Origin of the sequence: Blautia sp. AM42-2 (genome assembly GCF_003480245.1) — a bacterium.
Classification (GTDB): Bacteria; Bacillota; Clostridia; order Lachnospirales; family Lachnospiraceae; genus Fusicatenibacter; species Fusicatenibacter saccharivorans.
The window spans coordinates 26,180-44,983 of sequence record NZ_QUIM01000005.1 but is presented as its reverse complement, the minus strand read 5'-3'; the positions used below and the strand labels follow the sequence as shown (position 1 = coordinate 44,983).

General features: G+C 51.0%; 17 protein-coding genes and 1 pseudogene. 2 read left to right on the top strand and 16 right to left on the bottom strand.

Annotated elements, in window-relative coordinates; genetic code table 11:
* Positions 1 to 7: 7 nt before the first annotated feature.
* From DW915_RS07735 to DW915_RS07680, 12 genes are all read right to left on the bottom strand, one after another.
* Positions 8 to 355, bottom strand: coding sequence for a nitrous oxide-stimulated promoter family protein (locus DW915_RS07735; RefSeq protein ID WP_022462170.1), 348 nt, complete (start codon positions 353 to 355; stop codon positions 8 to 10).
* Positions 352 to 756 carry a YbaN family protein gene (locus tag DW915_RS07730; RefSeq protein WP_117761007.1) on the bottom strand — a complete coding sequence of 135 codons (405 nt, stop codon included), beginning with the start codon at positions 754 to 756 and terminating at the stop codon, positions 352 to 354. Before DW915_RS07730 ends, DW915_RS07735 begins: the two co-directional genes overlap by 4 nt.
* A 705-nt stretch (positions 757 to 1,461) precedes the next feature.
* The gene (locus DW915_RS07725) at positions 1,462 to 3,171 is read right to left on the bottom strand and encodes an acetyl-CoA carboxylase carboxyltransferase subunit alpha (RefSeq protein WP_082424464.1); all 1,710 of its coding nucleotides are present in this window, start codon (positions 3,169 to 3,171) and stop codon (positions 1,462 to 1,464) included.
* 399 nt (positions 3,172 to 3,570) lie between these two features.
* A complete protein-coding gene (locus DW915_RS07720) occupies positions 3,571 to 4,917 on the bottom strand; it encodes an acetyl-CoA carboxylase biotin carboxylase subunit (protein WP_118741888.1) in 1,347 nt (448 codons plus the stop codon).
* Positions 4,914 to 5,351, bottom strand: coding sequence for a 3-hydroxyacyl-ACP dehydratase FabZ (fabZ, locus tag DW915_RS07715; protein ID WP_022462591.1), 438 nt, complete (start codon positions 5,349 to 5,351; stop codon positions 4,914 to 4,916). The genes DW915_RS07720 and fabZ overlap by 4 nt, the downstream gene beginning before the upstream one ends.
* A gap of 26 nt (positions 5,352 to 5,377) precedes the next feature.
* Positions 5,378 to 5,893, bottom strand: coding sequence for an acetyl-CoA carboxylase biotin carboxyl carrier protein (gene accB / locus DW915_RS07710; RefSeq protein ID WP_055218562.1), 516 nt, complete (start codon positions 5,891 to 5,893; stop codon positions 5,378 to 5,380).
* A 36-nt stretch (positions 5,894 to 5,929) separates the two neighbouring features.
* Entirely contained in the window at positions 5,930 to 7,165 is a 1,236-nt protein-coding gene (gene fabF, locus DW915_RS07705) for a beta-ketoacyl-ACP synthase II (RefSeq protein WP_118595073.1), read from the bottom strand.
* A gap of 16 nt (positions 7,166 to 7,181) precedes the next feature.
* Positions 7,182 to 7,922 carry a 3-oxoacyl-[acyl-carrier-protein] reductase gene (gene fabG, locus DW915_RS07700; protein ID WP_022462594.1) on the bottom strand — a complete coding sequence of 247 codons (741 nt, stop codon included), beginning with the start codon at positions 7,920 to 7,922 and terminating at the stop codon, positions 7,182 to 7,184.
* A 28-nt stretch (positions 7,923 to 7,950) separates the two neighbouring features.
* Complete coding sequence (gene fabD / locus DW915_RS07695; RefSeq protein WP_022462595.1) at positions 7,951 to 8,871, bottom strand: ACP S-malonyltransferase; 921 nt, start codon at positions 8,869 to 8,871, stop codon at positions 7,951 to 7,953.
* On the bottom strand, positions 8,868 to 9,806 hold the full coding sequence (gene fabK / locus DW915_RS07690) for an enoyl-[acyl-carrier-protein] reductase FabK (RefSeq protein ID WP_022462596.1): 939 nt from the start codon (positions 9,804 to 9,806) through the stop codon (positions 8,868 to 8,870). Before fabK ends, fabD begins: the two co-directional genes overlap by 4 nt.
* Before the next feature lie 30 nt (positions 9,807 to 9,836).
* Positions 9,837 to 10,064, bottom strand: coding sequence for an acyl carrier protein (gene acpP, locus DW915_RS07685; RefSeq protein WP_022462597.1), 228 nt, complete (start codon positions 10,062 to 10,064; stop codon positions 9,837 to 9,839).
* Positions 10,065 to 10,114: 50 nt separating this feature from the next.
* Positions 10,115 to 11,044, bottom strand: a complete 930-nt coding sequence (locus DW915_RS07680; RefSeq protein ID WP_022462598.1) for a beta-ketoacyl-ACP synthase III — start codon at positions 11,042 to 11,044, stop codon at positions 10,115 to 10,117.
* Positions 11,045 to 11,288: 244 nt separating this feature from the next.
* On the opposite strand from DW915_RS07680, the gene DW915_RS07675 reads away from it, so the two are divergent.
* Together DW915_RS07675 and DW915_RS07670 are read left to right on the top strand one after the other, a co-directional pair.
* The gene (locus DW915_RS07675) at positions 11,289 to 12,710 is read left to right on the top strand and encodes a TldD/PmbA family protein (RefSeq protein WP_118741887.1); all 1,422 of its coding nucleotides are present in this window, start codon (positions 11,289 to 11,291) and stop codon (positions 12,708 to 12,710) included.
* On the top strand, positions 12,710 to 13,990 hold the full coding sequence (locus tag DW915_RS07670; protein WP_055227410.1) for a metallopeptidase TldD-related protein: 1,281 nt from the start codon (positions 12,710 to 12,712) through the stop codon (positions 13,988 to 13,990). The genes DW915_RS07675 and DW915_RS07670 overlap by 1 nt, the downstream gene beginning before the upstream one ends.
* A gap of 285 nt (positions 13,991 to 14,275) precedes the next feature.
* On the opposite strand, the pseudogene DW915_RS16425 reads toward DW915_RS07670, so the two are convergent.
* From DW915_RS16425 to DW915_RS07650, 4 genes and pseudogenes are all read right to left on the bottom strand, one after another.
* Positions 14,276 to 14,362, bottom strand: a pseudogene (locus tag DW915_RS16425) (DNA-binding response regulator); the annotation flags it as partial.
* Complete coding sequence (locus tag DW915_RS07660) at positions 14,355 to 16,343, bottom strand: DUF4118 domain-containing protein (protein ID WP_118741886.1); 1,989 nt, start codon at positions 16,341 to 16,343, stop codon at positions 14,355 to 14,357. The gene DW915_RS07660 and the pseudogene DW915_RS16425, both read right to left, overlap by 8 nt.
* Positions 16,344 to 16,578: 235 nt before the next feature.
* Positions 16,579 to 17,226, bottom strand: coding sequence for a potassium channel family protein (locus DW915_RS07655; RefSeq protein ID WP_022462603.1), 648 nt, complete (start codon positions 17,224 to 17,226; stop codon positions 16,579 to 16,581).
* Between the two features lie 19 nt (positions 17,227 to 17,245).
* Entirely contained in the window at positions 17,246 to 18,586 is a 1,341-nt protein-coding gene (locus DW915_RS07650; protein WP_118741885.1) for a TrkH family potassium uptake protein, read from the bottom strand.
* Positions 18,587 to 18,804 lie beyond the last annotated feature (218 nt).

The window sequence follows — 18,804 nt, the reverse complement described above, 5'->3', positions numbered from 1 at the left end:
CTCTCTTTTATGCTTTTGCTTTTCGCTTCTCTCTCATGCTGCAGATTAAATGCCAGATAGCTAAAATCGGATGATACAGCAGCATCCTCGGCCCCGAAAACCGCATAACGGCGCGGATCTTTTCCCGCATTTCCGGCTTGTAGCAGTGTACTTTGCAGTTTGCGCAGAATGTTTTCTGTTCCATGAAGGGACATTTCTGGCTCCGCTGTTTTGCATAGTCCGCTAATTTCTGACATTCCGGACACATCCCACCGGATGCATGCCCCTCTTTTCCATGGTTCTTCCGGCAGTACAGGCGGATCATCTCTTCCACGACGTACTGTTCTTTCTGCCGCTTTTTTTCTACTTTGTTCATTTTGTTTCTCCTAGGATATGATCTTCTGTTTTTACGGTTTTGACCCGCAGGAAGAAATACAAAATATGGCACATCCATACCACAGCAATACAGATTCTTCCAATCGGCACATTCTTCATAGCAAAAAAGCCGATCGCCATCACAACCGTTACCATCCCGATAATTTTACATTTCGTTCCTACCGTCATCGCCCGATGCTGTACGAAGCTGTCGAGATGCTTCTTATATGATTGGGTCCCAATAAACCAGCTGTGCAGCCGTTCCGAACTTTTCGCAAAGCAGAACAGGGTTGCCATATAGAATGGAACTGTCGGCAGAATCGGAAGCACAATGCCGATGGTACCAAATCCCAGGCACAGAAAACCGAGTACGATCCAAAATATTTTAAATGGACTCTTCACAATTTTCCTCCTTTCTCACCGAATATTAAAATAGAAAAATAGCCGCTCATGGTTCTTGCGAATACATGAGCGGTTAGTTGTCGCTTACGCTAGTTATAGATTAACATTATTTAACTTTCATGTCAAACACATTTCACTCCTGAGAGAACGCTCCTCTGCTTGCAGAATAACTGCTGTTATTTCAACTCACGAAGTGTGATACATCATACTCTAAATAATTCCACCAATGTTTGAAGATTCAACTCACGGAGGGCGACAAAGGAATCGGGCCGGTTGTGTGGGGACGCATCATTTCAACTCACGCCCTCACGGAGGGCGACGCTGCGCCTTCAGTTCATCCGTCAATCCATTGATGTTATACTCAATATACGGGTGCTGCCATAACGGTAGGCGGTTAGTCCTTCTACGGAGGGACTGTGACTCTCCGATTACATAGAAACCCTTTATATGGGAATTCCTTGGAAAGGAGGGCTAAGCCATGAGTATTATCGACTTCATAGCAGTTGTAAGTTTCGGCTTAACCTGCTTTAGCCTTGGATACAACTTCGGCAAAGATACTGCGAAATCACAAAAATAGCCGCCCAGTCCTGCAAACTTTGGCGACTATTTTTACATAAACCAATAAATATGGACTAACCGTCTATCGGTAGCACTCTTTTCAATATCATAATATCATGCATTTCAGAATATGTCAAAATCTTCTTTTCACATATCCCGAAATCTCCGATACCTCTCCTCTACCAGTTCTTCCCCATCCATCTTCTCATACTTTTCCAGGAATCTCAGAATTTTGCCTCTCAATTCTTCACACACCACTGGCATTGTGTCCACCGTAAACTCCCCCGGCTCTTCCACAATCTCTTCTACAATTCCCAGTTCCTTCAAATCCCCCGCCGTCAGCTTCATCACCTCGGCGGCCTCCGGCGCGCGTTTGCCGTCTTTCCACAGGATGCTTGCAAATCCCTCCGGCGACAGGATGGAGTAGATGGCATTCTGCATCATCCACACTTCATCCGCCACGGCGAGTGCCAGTGCACCGCCGCTGCCGCCTTCTGAAATGACAATAGAAAGAACCGGCGTTTTTAACGCTGACATTTCATACAGGTTCCGCGCAATCGCCTCGCCCTGGCCGCGTTCTTCGGCTTCCATTCCGCAGAAGGCGCCTGGGGTGTCTACGAGACAGATAACAGGCCTGTGGAATTTTTCGGCCTGTTTCATCAGACGCAGGGCTTTGCGGTAGCCCTCCGGGGACGGCATGCCGAAATTGCGGCGGATGTTTTCTTTCGTATCCGCGCCTTTCGCCTCGGCGATGACCGTGACCGGTGTGCCGTCAAACGATGCAATACCGCCGATGATCGCCGCATCATCGCCATACAGTCGATCACCATGAAACTCAATAAAATCAGGAAACAGCTCCCGAATATAATCTTCTCCCACCGGTCGGTCCTTTTTCCGCGCTTTCTGCACACAGTCCCAAGCCGATGTTTTCTCTCCCGTTTCTGGTGCTGCCAAAGACCGCTTCACGTCTCCATCCCCCAAAGTCAGCACTTCCGAGGAAACTTCGATATCTTTCCCATGCATCCGCAGAATCTCCGCCAGCACCTCTTTCGCCTCTTCTCTTGGCAGAATCCGATCCACAAACCCATGCTCCACCAGAAACTCCGCCCTCTGGAACCCTTTTGGCAGTTTCTGTCCTATTGTCTGCTCAATAACCCTCGGTCCCGCAAACCCGATCAGCGCATGCGGCTCCGCCAGAATAATATCCCCCAGCATCGCCCAGCTCGCCGTCACGCCGCCCGTCGTCGGGTCCGTCAGCACACTCACATACAAAAGCCCCGCATCACTGTGTCTTTTCAGCGCCGCCGACGTCTTCGCCATCTGCATCAGAGAAACAATCCCCTCCTGCATCCGCGCCCCTCCCGAGCACGCAAACAAAATCACCGGCAGCGAGAGCTTCGTCGCCCTCTCCACCGCCCGCGTAATCTTCTCCCCAACAGCCTCACCCATACTGGCCATCATAAACCTGCCATCACAGACCCCGATCACCGTCTCCATCCCGTTGATCCGTCCCTTACCAGTCACAACAGCCTCCGTAAGTCCTGTTCTCTCCTGCAGAGCCCTCACCTTCTCTTCATACCCCGGAAACCCCAGCGGATTCCCCGCCGTCATCCCCTGATCCCATTCCTCAAAACTCCCATCATCCAGAAGAAACTCAATCCTCCGATACGCATGCACCCGAAAATAATTCCCACACTTCGGACAAATATAAAGATTCCTCTTCACATCCTCCGTAAAAATAGCCCCCTTACAAGCATTACACTTCTTCAAAATCCCCTGCGGCGCCTCCGGCACCACCCCATCCGCCGTGTGCTCCTTCCGAAACACCGTCTTCTTAAAATACTTACCCAGCATCATACCACCATCACTCCTTACGTCATAACACTTTCACTCTATTGTCACCATAACAATCTTCCAACCTCACACCTCACCCATCGAGGCATTCATTCTCTCTTCACCGCTCACTCCTGTCATCCCAGCTGCACCGCCCCGCGGTGTCGCTGACCACACTCTCCCAGTCGTGTGTCTGATCTCAGCCGCTCGGCAGTACAGCAGAGGGGGACGGCGCATTTGCAGGAGGAACTAGAAACACTTAGGCTTCCAGAATTTGCGTTATTTTCAAAAATCTAACTGTCTGAGCGACAGCGGGTTTTGGATTTTTGAAAATAGTTTTAGCAAATGCTGGAGGCCTTAGTGTTTCTTTCCTCTGAAACCGCGCCGTCCCCCTCTGCTGTACTGCCGGGCGGCGTCCGTCTCTCACAATCTCTCCGTCAACCGCTCCACAAACTCAATATCCGCCCTTCCGGCCAGATACTCCTCTTCATTTAAAATAGAATACAAATAATCAACGTTAGTGTCGACTCCCTCGATGACGACTTCCCCCAGCGCACTCCTCATCCGCGCAATCGCCTCCTCACGCGTCCTCCCATGCACAATCAGCTTCGCCAGCATCGAATCATAAAACGCCGGAATCACATACCCGTCATACGCCGCTGTATCCACCCGTACTCCAAATCCCCCAGGCAGATGCATCTCCGTAATCTTCCCCGGACAAGGCCTGAAATTCTTCGCCGGATTCTCCGCATTAATCCTGCACTCAATCGCATGCCCCGAAAGCCGGACCTCCCCCTGCGTCACCGACAGCGGCATCCCCGAAGCCACCCGAAGCTGCTCCTGAATCAGATCCATCCCCGTGACCCACTCCGTCACCGGATGCTCCACCTGAATCCGCGTATTCATCTCCATAAAATAAAAATTCCCGTCCGGCTCCAGCAGAAACTCAATCGTCCCCGCATTCACATAATGCGCCGCCTTCGCCGCCCGGACCGCCGCCGAGCCCATCCGCTCCCGCAGCGTATCATCAATCGCCACACAAGGCGACTCCTCAATCATCTTCTGATGATTCCTCTGAATCGAGCAGTCCCGCTCGCCAAGATGAATCACATTCCCGAACGAGTCCGCCATAATCTGAAACTCCACATGACGCGGATGACGAATCAGCCGCTCCACATACATCGTTCCGTCCGCAAACGAACTTTTAGCCTCCTTCTGCGCCGTCTGAAACGCACTCTGGAACTCCCCGCGCGTCTCCGCCATACGCATACCCTTGCCGCCGCCTCCAAGCGCCGCCTTAATCATCACCGGAAAACCAATCCGGTCGGCCTCAGAAAGACCCGTCTCCCAGTCAAAAACAGGTTCCTTCGTCCCCGGAATCACCGGCACACCGGCTGCCTGCATCGTATTTCGCGCCTCAGACTTATTACCCAGCCGGTCCATCACCTCAGGAGATGGCCCAATCCACGTAATGTGGCACTCCTGGCATCTCCGCGCAAACGTGCTGTTCTCCGACAGGAATCCAAATCCCGGATGAATCGCATCCGCCCCCGTCACAAGCGCCGCACTCAAAATACGTTCCATATTTAAATAACTGTCCTTCGACGGTGCCGGCCCGATGCACACCGCCTCATCCGCGAGCTGCGCATGCAGTGCCTCCCGGTCCGCCTCCGAATAAACAGCAACCGTGAGAATTCCCATCTCACGGCATGCCCGGATAATCCGGACCGCGATCTCCCCACGGTTTGCAATCAAAACTTTTCGAATCATTGTGCTGCCCCCACCATAAAGGTCAGTTCCGCCTGCGCGACCACCTTGCCGTCGACCGAAGCGACCGCTTCCCCGACGCCCATCGGTCCCTTGTGGCGGATAATTTTCGTCTCCAGACGAAGCTTGTCTCCCGGTTTCACTTTTCCCTTAAAACGGCACTTGTTGATGCCGCCGAAAAATGCAATTTTTCCCTTATTCTCGTCAAGAGAAAGAATCGCAACCGCACCGACCTGCGCCAGCGCCTCGATAATCAGCACGCCCGGCATCACCGGCTCCTGCGGAAAATGACCCGCAAAAAAATCCTCGCGGTACGTCACACATTTATACCCAATGCCGAATTCGCCCGGCTCAAAATCTTCTATGTAATCCACCAGCAGAAACGGATGTCTGTGTGGAATAATCTCCTGAATCTGTTTCGTTGTCAAACTGTTCATTCGCTGCTTCCTTTCTCGTCCCGGCTTTACGCTTTTACCCGGAACAGCGGTTTTCCGTAATCAACCATCTCGCCGTTTTTCACCAGAACCTCCGCAATCACTCCGTCCACTTCGCTCTCAATCTCATTCATCAGCTTCATGGCCTCCACAATCGCTACAACCTGTCCCTTTTTCACGGTGTCGCCGACCTTCACAAACGGCTCGGCATCTTCTGCCGGAGCTGTATAAAATGTTCCGACCAGCGGGGATGTCACAAAAACGCCTTCTTCTGCTTCGCTGTGATCCTCAGCCGCTGTACTTTTTCCTGCCGTTTCTTTTCTCTCCGGCATGGCTGCTTCTTTCGCTGTCACGCCATTTGCTCCGCCCATCATCTCTGCCATCTGCAGACCGGCACCGGATGGAACCCCGCTCATCTGCACCTGCACCGGAGCTGCTTTTCCATGCTCCATGGCAATCTTGATCCCATCAGCCTCGTAATCAAACGCGGTCAGCGAAGAATCCGAAACTTTATCAATCAACTGTAAAATCTGATCTAATTCCATCTTATTTTCCTTTCTGCACCGGAACACGATGCCGCTTTATTCATATTTCTGAAACAGCAGCACCGCATTGTGGCCGCCAAAACCAAGGGAATTGCTCATTGCCAGTTTCACATCGGTTTCCACCGGAGCGCCGATGCAGTAATTCAGATCGCATTCCGCATCTGCTTCCTTTGTTCCAATCGTCTGATGCACGAAGCCGTCCTGAATGGATTTCGCACAGACAACAGCTTCCACACCGCCTGCCGCGCCGAGCAGATGACCGACCATCGATTTCGTCGAGTTGACCAGCACATGGTCTGCCGCATCACCGAAGGCTTTCCGGATCGCACGCGTTTCAAACAGATCGTTGTGATGTGTGGACGTTCCGTGTGCATTAATATAAGTAACTTCTTCCGGTTTTACTCCCGCTTCTTCCATCGCAAGCTCCATCGCACGTGCCGCACCGCTTCCATCTTCCAATGGAGAAGTAATGTGGTACGCGTCGCAGGTTGCGCCGTATCCGACTACCTCTGCATAGATCTTCGCGCCGCGCTGTTTCGCGTGCTCCAGCTCCTCAAGTACGAGAATGCCGGCGCCCTCGCCCATGACGAAACCGTTCCGGTCTTTATCAAATGGAATCGAAGCCCGCAGCGGATCTTCCGACTCGGAAAGTGCGGTCAGTGCCGAAAAGCCTGCCACGCCGACCGGCGTAATTGCACTCTCCGCACCACCTGCCACACAGATGTCCGCGTCGTTGTACTGAATTGCGCGGAAGGCATCGCCGATGCAGTGCGTTCCTGTCGCACACGCCGTTACCACGCTGGTACATTTTCCTTTCGCGCCGAGTGCAATCGCAACGTTTCCCGCCGCCATGTTCGCAATCATCACCGGAACGGTAAACGGGTTGACGCGGGACTGATTTCCGGCATCAATTTTGGCTTTCGCCTGCTCGCATGCATTCAGATCACCGACGCCGGAGCCCACCAGAACGCCGACGCGGAACGGATCTTCATTCTCCATGGAAATGCCGGCATCTGCAAACGCTTCTTTTGCTGCCGCAACGGCATACTGGGAGAAAGTTCCCATTCGTCTTGCCGCCTTGAAATCCATGCGTTCTTTTGCCACGAAGCCTTTGACCTCGCCTGCCAGATGTACTTTATATTCTGCTGTATCAAATTTCGTAATCGTTCCGATTCCGCAGGCTCCCTTGCGGACGCCGTTCCAGAATTCCTCCACGGTATTTCCAATCGGGGTTACCGCACCCAGCCCTGTGATGACTACTCTTCTCTTCATTCCAACTCTCCTTTTCTTAGATCACCATGCCGCCGTCGCAGTGAATCACCTGTCCGGTGATGTAAGCTGCCGCTTCGGATGCCAGAAATGCAGCCAGGTTTGCCACATCCTCCGGCTTTCCGAAATGGCCGAGCGGAATCTGGGATACGGATGCTTCTTTCACTTTATCCGAAAGAACCTCCGTCATATCAGTCTCAATAAAGCCCGGCGCAATCGCATTGACGCGGATGCCGCGGGACGCCAGTTCCCGTGCCGCTGTTTTCGTCAGGCCGATCACACCTGCTTTCGATGCCGCATAATTTGCCTGTCCGGCGTTTCCTGCCACGCCGACCACAGAAGCCATGTTGATGATGCAGCCGCTCTTCTGACGGATCATCGGCCGTGCCGCAAAGCGGATGCAGTTGAACGTTCCCTTGAGGTTTGTCTCAATGACACGGTCGAAGGCTTCCTCCGACATGCCCATCAGAAGGCCGTCCTTTGTGATACCCGCGTTGTTGACCAGAATATCGATTTTCCCATACAAAGCAAGAATTTCCTTCATCCACGCTTCACACGCCGCAAAATCCGATACATTGCACTGCATCACACAGCCGTCTCCTCCTGCCGCACGGATTCCCGCAAGCACGGTTTCGGCCGCCTCTTTCGAACCATTGTAATTGATGACAACAAAGGCTCCCTCCGCCGCCAGTTTTTCTGCAATCGCACGCCCGATTCCGCGGGATGCGCCCGTTACTACTGCTGTTTTTCCACTTAACATCTCATTCTCCTGCTGCATAATCCACTATCTATAATAAAGTTTCGCACACCTGATGCATTTCCTCATAGGTGCGGATATTGTAACCCTTTACATCCCGGTTGATTTTTCTTAAAAAGCCGGTCAGTGTTCTTCCCGGTCCGATCTCCACGAAGGTATCAACGCCGTCCGCAATCATCGCCTCGATGCTCTGCTGCCACCGCACACCGGATGCCACCTGCTGGATCAGAAGGCCGCGCGTCAGTGCGGTATCACGCACATACTGGCCGGTTACATTCGTCACATACGGAATCTTCAACTCCATAAAGCCGACACCCTCGAGCGCTTCGGTCAGCCCCTGGGACGCAGCTTCCATCATCGGGGAATGGAACGGGCCGCTTACGTTCAGCGGAAGTACCCGCTTTGCGCCTGCTTCTTTTAACTTTTCCGAAGCCTCTGCCACTGCCGCCTCATATCCGGTGATGACAATCTGACCCGGGCAGTTGTAATTGGCAATGTAGGCGCCGGAAATCCCGCTCAAAATCTCTTCGATTTTTGCATCTTCCATGCCGAGCACCGCCGCCATCGCGCCCTCGCCTGCCGGAACGGCCTCCTCCATCAGGATGCCTCTTCTGCGGACGACCTTCATCGCATCCGCCATTTCCATACCGCCGGCGGACACAATCGCGTTGTACTCGCCAAGGCTGAGGCCCGCTGTCACATCCGGCGTAAGGCCGCACGCCCGGATGGACTGCTCCATCGCCATTCCGGTTGTCAGCAGTGCAATCTGGGTAAACTCTGTCTGATCCAGATGTTCATTTTCCTCAAAACAGAGTTTTTTCATATCAATCCCGATCAGCTCGGATGCCATATCGTAGACGGCTCTCGCTTTCGGACATGCTTCATAAAAATCCGCGCCCATGCCGACACACTGGGAACCCTGTCCCGGAAACATAAATGCTGTTTTACTCATAACCGCGCCGGTGCTCCTTTCAGAAGTTCTTCCATCTCATTCATCATCTGCTCTATGATTTCTTTGCAGCTTTTCTCGTCTTTTACCATACCTGCAATCTGACCGGACATCACGCTTCCGGTTTTGACATCGCCGTCCACAACGGCTCTTCGAAGACCGCCGAGCGTCAGTTTTTCCAGCTCTTCGAACGGAGCTCCCTCTTTTTCCAGTTCCAGATAATGGCGTGTCATCTCATTTCGGATCGCCCGCACCGGATGACCGGTTGTGCGGCCTGTCACGCGGGTATCAATATCTTTCGCCTTGATCACCAGCTGCTTGTAATTTTCATGCACAACGGCCTCTTTCGAAGCGACAAAACGTGTTCCCATCTGAACCGCCTCGGCACCCAGCATAAAGGCTGCCGCCATGCCGCGTCCGTCCGCAATTCCACCGGCCGCAATGACTGGAATTTTTACAGCATCTGCCACCTGCGGAACGAGTGCCATCGTTGTCGTCTCGCCGATATGGCCGCCGGACTCACATCCTTCTGCCACAACGGCATCTGCGCCTGCGCGCTCCATTCGTCTTGCAAGAGCCACGGAAGCGACCACCGGGATGACGCGGATACCAGCGTTTTTCCACAGTTCCATATATTTCTCCGGATTTCCTGCGCCCGTCGTAACGACTTTTACGCCTTCCTCGGCAACCACTTTTGCCACCTCATCCGCATACGGGCTCATCAGCATGATGTTGACGCCGAACGGTTTGTCCGTCAGTTTTTTTGCTTCGCGGATTTCATTCCGAACCCACTCTGCCGGTGCCGCCGATGCTCCGATGAGGCCAAGGCCGCCGGCCTCGGAAACTGCCGCTGCCAGATGATGCTCCGCCACCCAGGCCATGCCGCCCTGAATGACTGGATACTGAATCCCGAGTAATTTTGTCACTTCTGTGATCATGAATCGCTTCCTCCTGCTTCCCGATCTTTCTTAGTTTTTGTGCTGCTCCAGATACTCTGCAACATCACCGACAGTTACCATCGTTTCCAGATCCTCGGTCGGGATTTCCACGCCGCAGGTGTCCTCGAGGGACATGACCATTTCAAACAGATCCAGGGAATCTGCTCCGAGATCCTCTTTGAAGGAAGTCTCCGCTGTGATGGTATCGATGTCTGCTCCCAGTGCTTCTGCTACGGTTTCTTTTACTTTTTCTAACATGTTTTTGTCCTCACTTTTTTCTTATTCTTCTTATTTTATATGGGCGTTTCTTACCATTCCAGGTACGCCGCGCCCCAGATCAGTCCTGCTCCGAAACCGGAGAGAACGATTCTCTGTCCTTTTTGGGCTCTGCCGGACCGGTTCCACTCATCCAGCAGAATCGGAATGCTCGCCGCACACGTATTGCCGTATGCTTCGATATTCCGCGGAAATTTTTCTTTCGGTGCCTTCAGTCGTTTTGCCACGCCGTCGATGATGCGGCTGTTTGCCTGATGAAGGATAAACGCATCAATCTCTTCGACTGCCATGTCGGCTTCCGCGAGCACCTCGCGGATGACTTCCGGCACGCGGGATAAGGCAAACTGGAACACGGCACGGCCGTCCATCTGCAGATACGTTCCCTTTTCGCAGGTCAGCGACACGCCTTTTTCTCCATCGGAATGGATCTTTTCGCACGCTTTTGTCTCCTGCTCCTCCGCCGTCAGCACAACGGCTCCCGCGCCGTCCCCGAACAGAATGCAGGTTCCGCGGTCACTCCAGTCCACCAGGCGGCTCAGGGCATCCGCGCCGATCAGCAGCACGTTTTTTGCCTTGCCGCTCCGGATATACATCTGGCCCAGCTCATACACCGCAAGAAATCCGGTGCAGGCGGCGCTGACATCGAGACAGGCGGCACGGAAAGCTCCGATCTCATCCTGCACAAGACAGGCGGTATTCGGAAAGATGCTCTCCGACGAGGAGGTTCCGACGAGAATCAGATCCAATTCTGTCGAACAGATCCCGGCATTTTCCAGCGCTCTTCTCGCCGCCTTTACTGCCATTTGGGCAACCGTCTCCTCCCCGGCTATGTGGCGCGCACCGATTCCTGTCCGCTCCCGGATCCAGGCATCGCTCGTCTCCACCATCTTTTCCAGATCTTCATTTTTCCATATTGTCTCCGGTACATACGAACCGGTTCCCGCAATTCTGCCGTTTTTCACCTTACTGTCCTCTTGCTTATTTCATTCTCAAACATTTTTCTTTTCAAATGTTTTGATATTCAAAGTATATCATCAAAATTCATTTTGTCAACCTTTTTTTATTGCTTTTTCCATTTCCCACTTCTATAATGAAACTATGTTCGGGATTTTTTCGAAACTATTTTTTCCGGATTCTATTATTTTGAGCCCCGGCACAGGTTCTCTATCGAACACTCCGGCAGGCTCCAGAAAGGACACCAAACTTATGCAGGTTCCAATGTCATCCTATCTTGTGGAAATCAAACCACAGATTCAGGAACTGATCCGTCTGCTCGAGCGCGAATTTGATTACGTCAGCGTGCTCTGCACCGATGTCAAAGGTACGACCTACCGTGTCAGCATGCATCAGACCAGCGTCGGCGATTATCACTTCTGTGAACGCGGCTTCGTTGTCCGTGCATGGCTGGACGGTTCCTACACCGAATATTCCTTCAACAACCTCACCGATGCCGCAGATCTTGCGGAGGAAATTACTTCCGCGCTGAAATCCGAATTTCAGGCATTAAAGGCACTCGGCATTGCGCAGATGGAGTCTCCTCTCGTGCAGGAAGAAGCCATCGCAAAAACGATGCAGAATGAAATCGGGATTGACCCGGAGACCGTCTCCGCAGAGGAGATTCTCTCCCACCTTCGGAAGCTCTGCGACGCCGGCGCTGCCCATGAAGGAATTCTGGAATTCCAGAGTACCGTCAGCTTTGCCCGTGTCAACAAGCTGTTCCTCTCCTCCAAAAAGGATCTGATGCAGTCCTACGCTTTCTCGGAAGGCTCCCTTTCCGCAATCGGCACAGAAAACGGAAAACAGAATATGTCGTACCGTTCCTGCTCCGGCCTGAAAGGCGTGGAAATCTTAAATGAGATGGATGCGATTGTTGAGGAAATCATCGCCGTTCTGTACGACAAGCTCCACTCCGATCCGGTCACCCCTGGCATGTACGATGTCATCACCGCACCGGATGTCACCGGCGTGATTGCACACGAGGCATTCGGCCACGGTGTCGAGATGGATATGTTTGTCAAAGACCGCGCACTCGCCAAAGAGTATATCGGCAAGCCTGTTGCCTCCCAGCTCTCCTCCATGCACGACGGAGCAGTCGGCGCACAGCAGGTCAGCAGTTATCTTTTTGATGATGAGGGAACGCTCGGCACCGACACCACGGTCATCGACCACGGTACACTCGTTACCGGCATCAGCGATCTCGTAAACGCACTCCGCCTTGGCACCACGCCGACCGGAAACGGAAAACGCGAGAGCTTCGAGCGCAAAGTCTACTCCCGTATGACCAACACCTACTTCACCGCAGGCACAGATAAACTCGATGATATGATCGCTTCGATTGAGCACGGCTATCTTCTCGAAAGCGTTCAGTCCGGTATGGAAGACCCGAAACACTGGGGCATCCAGTGCATGGTCGGACTCGGCCGCGAGATCAAAGACGGTAAGCTGACCGGAAAAGTCGTATCTCCTGTCACCCTGACCGGCTACGTTCCGGATCTCTTAAAGAGCATCTCCATGGTTTCCGACAAAGAAGAGCTCTTCGGCTCCGGCATGTGCGGAAAAGGTCACAAAGAATGGGTCAAAGTCAGCGATGGCGGCCCGTATCTGAAATGTAAAGTGAGGTTAGGCTGATGAACGAATTATACGATGTATTAAAAACAAGCAAAACCAGCGACTTTCTGATCCGCGAAGAGCAGACCGAATCCCGCGAGGCATTTTTCATCGGTCAGAAGCTCGACATGAGCCGTGCGAAAAAAGTAACGCACACGTTTCTGACTGTCTTTGTCGACAGTGAGGATGGGAAATTCCGCGGAAGCGCAGAAAAAGAGATCCACCAGGGCATTTCCCGCGAAGAAATGCAGCAGGAAATTGACCAGGCGCTGTTCGCTGCACAGTTCGTGCAGAACCCATGGTACCCGATTGCAGAGCCATCGGATGCACCGGCAAATGATGGAATGCCTGATGCCTCCCGCGATCTTACCTCTGAACTTGTAAAACTGGTGCAGGCCATGCAGGAAATCAAATCGGAAGAGGATTCCCGCGTAAACTCCTATGAGATTTTTGTCAATCAGAAACAGACACACATCCGCAATTCCCGCGGTGTCGATGTCACATTCTCCGGCTTTGACTGTGAGATCGAGGTTGTCACAAACTCCCGCAAGGATGATCATGAGATTGAGATCTACAGGGATCTCCGCTTCTCCGACAAATCTGCCGAGAAGATCATCGCCGAAGTGCGCGGAATGTTCCACACCGGCCGCCAGCGTCTGAATGCTGTTCCGACCCGGCAGAACGAGCACGCCGATGTTCTCTTAAGTGGAGACGCCGTCGGCAGCTTCTTCCAGTATTTTGCCATGCATACCAACGCTTCTTATCAGTATATGGGCGTTGCAAAAGCAAAAATCGGTGAATCCATCACCGGCGCGGATGCTGATCCGCTGAACATCCGCCTCGTGCCGACGCTCGACGGCTCTGCCAAAAACGCGCCGTACGACGAAACCGGTATGCCGGTAGCCGAGCGCGTTCTGTTTGAAAACGGCATCTGCCGCTCCTACTGGGGCAGCCTTCAGCATGCCCATTATATCGGCATGAAGGATACTACTTCCATGAATAACATGGTAGTTGAAGGCGGTTCGAAAACACTCGACGAGCTACGCAGCATGCCGCATATAGAAATCACCGATTTCAGTGCGTTTGATATGGATGCCGTAAGCGGCACCTGCGGCGGTGAGATCCGTCTCGCATATGAGAGCGACGGAACCACCTCCCATCCTACAACCAGCGGATCACTTTCCGCCCGTTATGACGATGTGCTGAAAAATCTGACTTTCTCGAAAGAGACACAGCAGCTCAACAACCGCGTGGTACCGTGTGCGGTACTGCTGCGGGATGTGACGGTGGCGGGAGAATAATTTTTCATTCTGCAGCATACGAAAAAGGAGCATCTCCAGGTTTCAAGTTCGAAACCGGAGATGCTCCTTTTTAATTTTCTGTGTTTATGTTCAGTCTTTTCTTCGTCTTCTGGATTTCTTTTTGCTTCCAAAATCCGGAACAACGACCAAGGTGTTAAGACCCAGATAAGTTTCAACATCTTCTGCCGTTTTGATATTGTCATTCAGCACAGTCTGCAGTGTCAGAATTGCCAAAACAGGAACAAAATTTCTAAACAGTAATGGGGTCTGACCCCAATGTGGTTATTTATAATCGTGTGTTTTCAGTGTTGTCGTAATTAGGTTGTGGACTGGCGTATCGTCTTCCACGACCAGTATCAATGTCTTATTCATTTAAATTCACCTCACTGAGCGGCAGCGTAAAACGAAAATGACAGCCGTGCGGAGCGCAGTCACGAAGCACCAGTTCCCCGCCATGCGCATTTACAATGGAGCGGCACAGCGCCAGCCCAAGACCAAGGCTTCTGCGGCTGTCACTCACCTTATTTTTTCCGGAATAGAACATTTCAAATACATGCTCCCTGCACTCCGCCGGAATGCCGGGTCCATTATCCTCCACCGCAATCCATACGTTTTTTTCTTCTTTTCCGGCCGTAATCCGGATCTTGGATCCTGCCTGTGTATATTTTACTGCATTATTGATCAGGTTTACCAGTACCTGTACAATCAGCTTTGCATCCATGCGGGCGAGCAGTACATCTTCCCCGCAGTCCACCGTAATTTTATGTTCGTTTTTCCGCCGTTCTACATGGCGCAGCGCCTCACGGACTACATCCTCAACCACCTGATCGGATAACTGCAGTTTTACACTTCCATCTTCTATTTTCGTAAGCGCAAGCAGATTTTCCACCAGTTCAATCAGCCATCCGGCATCCTCATAAATATCCGAAAAAATCTGTTTCCGCATCCCTTCGTCCAGTGCGTCAAAGTTACTGATCAAAGAGTCTGCATTGCCGAGAATTGATGTCAATGGTGTGCGCAGATCATGGGAAATCGTCCGCAGCAGATTCACCCGAAGCTGCTCATTTTTCGCCATGACTGCCGCCTCTTCTTTTTCTCTCGCACTTTGTTCCCGATCCAGTGCCATGGCGCACTCTCCCAGAATAGAAAGCAGGATACTGTTCTCAAACACATCCAGTGGCTTTTGTCCGATGAAAATGCCGATCACACCATATCTGTTCTGTGCCGCATAGATGGAAAGGTACAGATACGGTTCTTCAGAAAAACGTTCTGTCATAGCTCCCGCCCGTTTCCGGTTTTTCAGAACCCACTGCAGGATTTCCTGTTCTTTCACATTAAAAACTTTTTCTGATTTTATTCCTGTTTCGGCGTTATAAAGAGTTCCCTGCACAATGCCGTTTTTCTTTTTTTCTACCGGCGCCACAACCAGATTTCTTCCCAGAAGCTTTATCAGCTGCGTTGCCGTAATATCAAAAATTTCTGACGCATCCTCTGCCTTTTGCAGAAGCTGGCTGGTATTAAAAAGAATCTTGGTTCGAAAGGCATCTCGTGCAGAAAGCTTTGCATTTTCTTTCAATTTTAAAGCAAGCGTACTGGTCAGGATTGAAGTGCCAAGCATGATCGCAAAGGTCACCGGATAGCCGGAACCATACGCATACAACGAAAGCCTTGGCTCTGTCATAAAATAATTAAACAGGATAACACTTGCCACAGAACTGATTACACTACAGGTATAACCGCTGGTCAGAATAGATGTCAGCATGACGCCAAACAAATATACGGTAATGATATTGGCATCGGTAAAACCGAGCCGAAAAAAGATTTCTCCAATTCCGGTCGCAGCAGCCAGAATCAGAACCGTAAGCATCAGTTCTTTCCAGGAAGGCAGCTCCATCCACTCCAGAAATTTTTTTCGTTTCTGATATCTCCGGTACACGTCTGAGTCTGGAATGATGTGAATTTCCAGATCAGGCACAAGATCCGTCAGACGCTCGGTCCACACCCTTCGCTGATGGAAATAGCCCTGCTTCATCATGCTCTTTCCAATGACAATCCGCGTCACCTCGGAAATTCTTGCGTATTCTGCAATCTGCAGGGCAATATCCTCACTGTGTGTCGTTACAATTTCTGCCCCGCTCTGCTCTGCCAGACGAACATGCTTCTGCAGCCTTGCCAGATCCTCCGGTGTTTTTTCTGTTTTTTCTGCTGTCTGCACATACAATGCCGTAAAGCCGGCCTGAAACGCCTGTGCCATCTGCGCCGCAGTCCGAATAATTTTTTCATTGGATGGCGAAGAGGACAGACACACCAGGATATGCTCTTTTTTTTGTTTTTCTTTTTCCAACTGTCTCACCCCACCTCCTATTGTAGATCATAAACGAAGAGAAAGCTATAGTCAGGAAATCTTTTTTTCTCCCGTTCCCTGTTCTTGTTTTCTGTTTTCCGTGAAATTTTGTCCCGTTTCCGGTTCCTCTCTTCTGTTTTCCGTGAAAAATGTCTCTATCTGATCTACGAGCACGCCTCCAGACAAAAAACCGACCAGGGTAACGAAGAGCAGTCCTACACTTAACACAGAAATCACCTCTCTTTCAGATTCGAAAACATTTCTGGATCGCTTTATATTCACCAAGAACCAATATGGTAGCATCGCCATCCAGAACTGTCTCCGGAGACACCGCAACATCTGTTTTTCCATATTTTCTTGTTGCCAGAATATTAATACCGTATTTTTTCCGGATATCCAGCTGGCCGACATTTTTTCCAATCCAGTTCTCCGGAATTTCAACCTCAAAAATCGCATACTGACTGTCAATTTCAATATAGTCAAACACATGATCCGAGCTGTAACGAATCGCTGTCCATTTTGCCATCTGTTTTTCCGGATAAACAACCTGATCCGCTCCGTTCCGCAACAGGAATTTTTCCTGTACATCCCGTTCTGCCCGGGACACGACCCATTTTGCGCCCAGCTCCTTCAAAAGACACGCGGTTTCCAGCGAATCCTGAAAGCTGCTTCCGATCGTCACAATACAGACATCATAATTTCCCACACCAAGGGATCGCAGAAAGTCTGCATTGACACTGTCACCGATCTGTGCATTTGTCACATACGGCATCACGGCGTCGATCCGTTCCTCATTTCGGTCTACCGCCATCACCTGATGTCCAAGCTGATTCAGATGCATGGCAATATGTCTCCCAAATCTTCCTACTCCAATCAGTAAAATATTTTTCATCTCTTCTCTTCCTCTCTTCTTATCCTACATTTATTTTTTCCAGCGGCATTTTTGCATGTGCGCTCTTTCTCCCCGGCATCGCAGCATAAACAAGAGTCAGACCGCCAACCCTTCCAAGAAACATCAGTGCGATCAGAATTCCTTTCGAAAGAACACCGAGCTGCGGCGTAATTCCAAGCGTCAGGCCAACCGTTCCAACAGCAGATGCTGTCTCAAACAGACACTCAGAAATCGGCAGATTTTCTGCCACACTGATCACCATTCCTCCCATCAGCACCAGAAAAAGATACATCATCAGAATCGTAGATGCATTTTTTAATACCTCCTGGCCCACCCTGCGTCCAAACATCTGTGTGTCCTCTCTCTGACGGAACGTAGCAGACGCATTAGCTGTCAGCACGGCAAATGTGGTAATTTTCATTCCGCCAGCCGTTGATCCCGGTGCTCCGCCAATCATCATCAGAACAATCATAATCGCCTGGGAAGCACCTGTCATCCCGGAAAGATCTGCCGTATTAAATCCGGCCGTTCTTGTTGTCACGGACTGAAACAATGCGCAGAGCGTCCGCTCCTTGACCGGCATTCCAGCGAAATCCCGGAAGAAAAAGAAGGCCGCCGGAACAAAAATCAGAAACAGACTTGTAAGCAGGATCACCTTGCTTTGCATGCAGTACTGACGAAAATGGTATTTTTTTGTATAGATATCATCCCAGGTCAGAAATCCGATTCCACCTGTTACAATTAGCCCCATAATCGTAAGATTAACCAGTGGATTTCCCACATAAGAAGTCAGGGACGGATACAGATGATCCGTTTTTCCGAGAAGATCAAATCCTGCATTGCAGAATGCGGATACAGAATGAAACAACGCCATCCAGATTCCTTTTCCGCCGTAATCCCGAAAAAAAACAGGCAGAAGAAACAACGCCCCCAACAATTCAATTCCAAAGGTTCCTTTGAGGATAAAACGCGTCAGGCGCACAATTCCGCCCACCTTCGGGGCAGAAATCGCATCCTGCATCGTGCTTCGCTGCATCAGGGAAATTTTTCTCCCGGAAAGCATCGCAATCGAAACAGCGATCGTAACCACACCAAGACCGCCGATCTGAATGAGCAGCAAAATCACGCTCTGTCCAAAGACGGACCAGTAGCTTCCTGTATCTCTGACTGCCAGTCCTGTCACACAGGCGGCTGATGTTGCAGTAAACAGTGTTTCTGTAAATGGCGTTACATTTCCTTCCCGCGAAGCCACAGGAAGCATCAAAAGCAGTGCTCCTGCCAGAATTACCCCCGCAAATCCAAGAATGATAATTTCAAACGACGACCATTGTTTCCTGTATCGCAGTTTTATACTCCACATTTCTCTTTTTACTCCTTCTTTTTGATTCCTCCTTATTTTAGAGACTTCCGTTTTAAAAACGTATAAATACCTTTTCCATGGTATTAAGATTGTATAAAGATTTTTCGAATTTCAAGCCCCAAAACAGGAATCGCCCAAAAGTTTCCCACAACAGTAATGGGGTCTGACCCCAATGTGGTTCAGCACTACCTGGAAATATATCCAGAACCCTTCACAAT

What these genes read in the sequence shown, in the direction of transcription:
- DW915_RS07735 (WP_022462170.1), bottom strand. Translation starts at nt 355, where the DNA reads ATGAACAAAGTAGAAAAAAAGCGGCAGAAAGAACAGTACGTCGTGGAA.
- DW915_RS07725 (WP_082424464.1), bottom strand. Translation starts at nt 3,171, where the DNA reads ATGATGCTGGGTAAGTATTTTAAGAAGACGGTGTTTCGGAAGGAGCAC.
- DW915_RS07720 (WP_118741888.1), bottom strand. Translation starts at nt 4,917, where the DNA reads ATGATTCGAAAAGTTTTGATTGCAAACCGTGGGGAGATCGCGGTCCGG.
- fabZ (WP_022462591.1), bottom strand. Translation starts at nt 5,351, where the DNA reads ATGAACAGTTTGACAACGAAACAGATTCAGGAGATTATTCCACACAGA.
- accB (WP_055218562.1), bottom strand. Translation starts at nt 5,893, where the DNA reads ATGGAATTAGATCAGATTTTACAGTTGATTGATAAAGTTTCGGATTCT.
- fabF (WP_118595073.1), bottom strand. Translation starts at nt 7,165, where the DNA reads ATGAAGAGAAGAGTAGTCATCACAGGGCTGGGTGCGGTAACCCCGATT.
- fabG (WP_022462594.1), bottom strand. Translation starts at nt 7,922, where the DNA reads ATGTTAAGTGGAAAAACAGCAGTAGTAACGGGCGCATCCCGCGGAATC.
- fabD (WP_022462595.1), bottom strand. Translation starts at nt 8,871, where the DNA reads ATGAGTAAAACAGCATTTATGTTTCCGGGACAGGGTTCCCAGTGTGTC.
- fabK (WP_022462596.1), bottom strand. Translation starts at nt 9,806, where the DNA reads ATGATCACAGAAGTGACAAAATTACTCGGGATTCAGTATCCAGTCATT.
- acpP (WP_022462597.1), bottom strand. Translation starts at nt 10,064, where the DNA reads ATGTTAGAAAAAGTAAAAGAAACCGTAGCAGAAGCACTGGGAGCAGAC.
- DW915_RS07675 (WP_118741887.1), top strand. Translation starts at nt 11,289, where the DNA reads ATGCAGGTTCCAATGTCATCCTATCTTGTGGAAATCAAACCACAGATT.
- DW915_RS07670 (WP_055227410.1), top strand. Translation starts at nt 12,710, where the DNA reads ATGAACGAATTATACGATGTATTAAAAACAAGCAAAACCAGCGACTTT.
- DW915_RS07655 (WP_022462603.1), bottom strand. Translation starts at nt 17,226, where the DNA reads ATGAAAAATATTTTACTGATTGGAGTAGGAAGATTTGGGAGACATATT.
- DW915_RS07650 (WP_118741885.1), bottom strand. Translation starts at nt 18,586, where the DNA reads ATGTGGAGTATAAAACTGCGATACAGGAAACAATGGTCGTCGTTTGAA.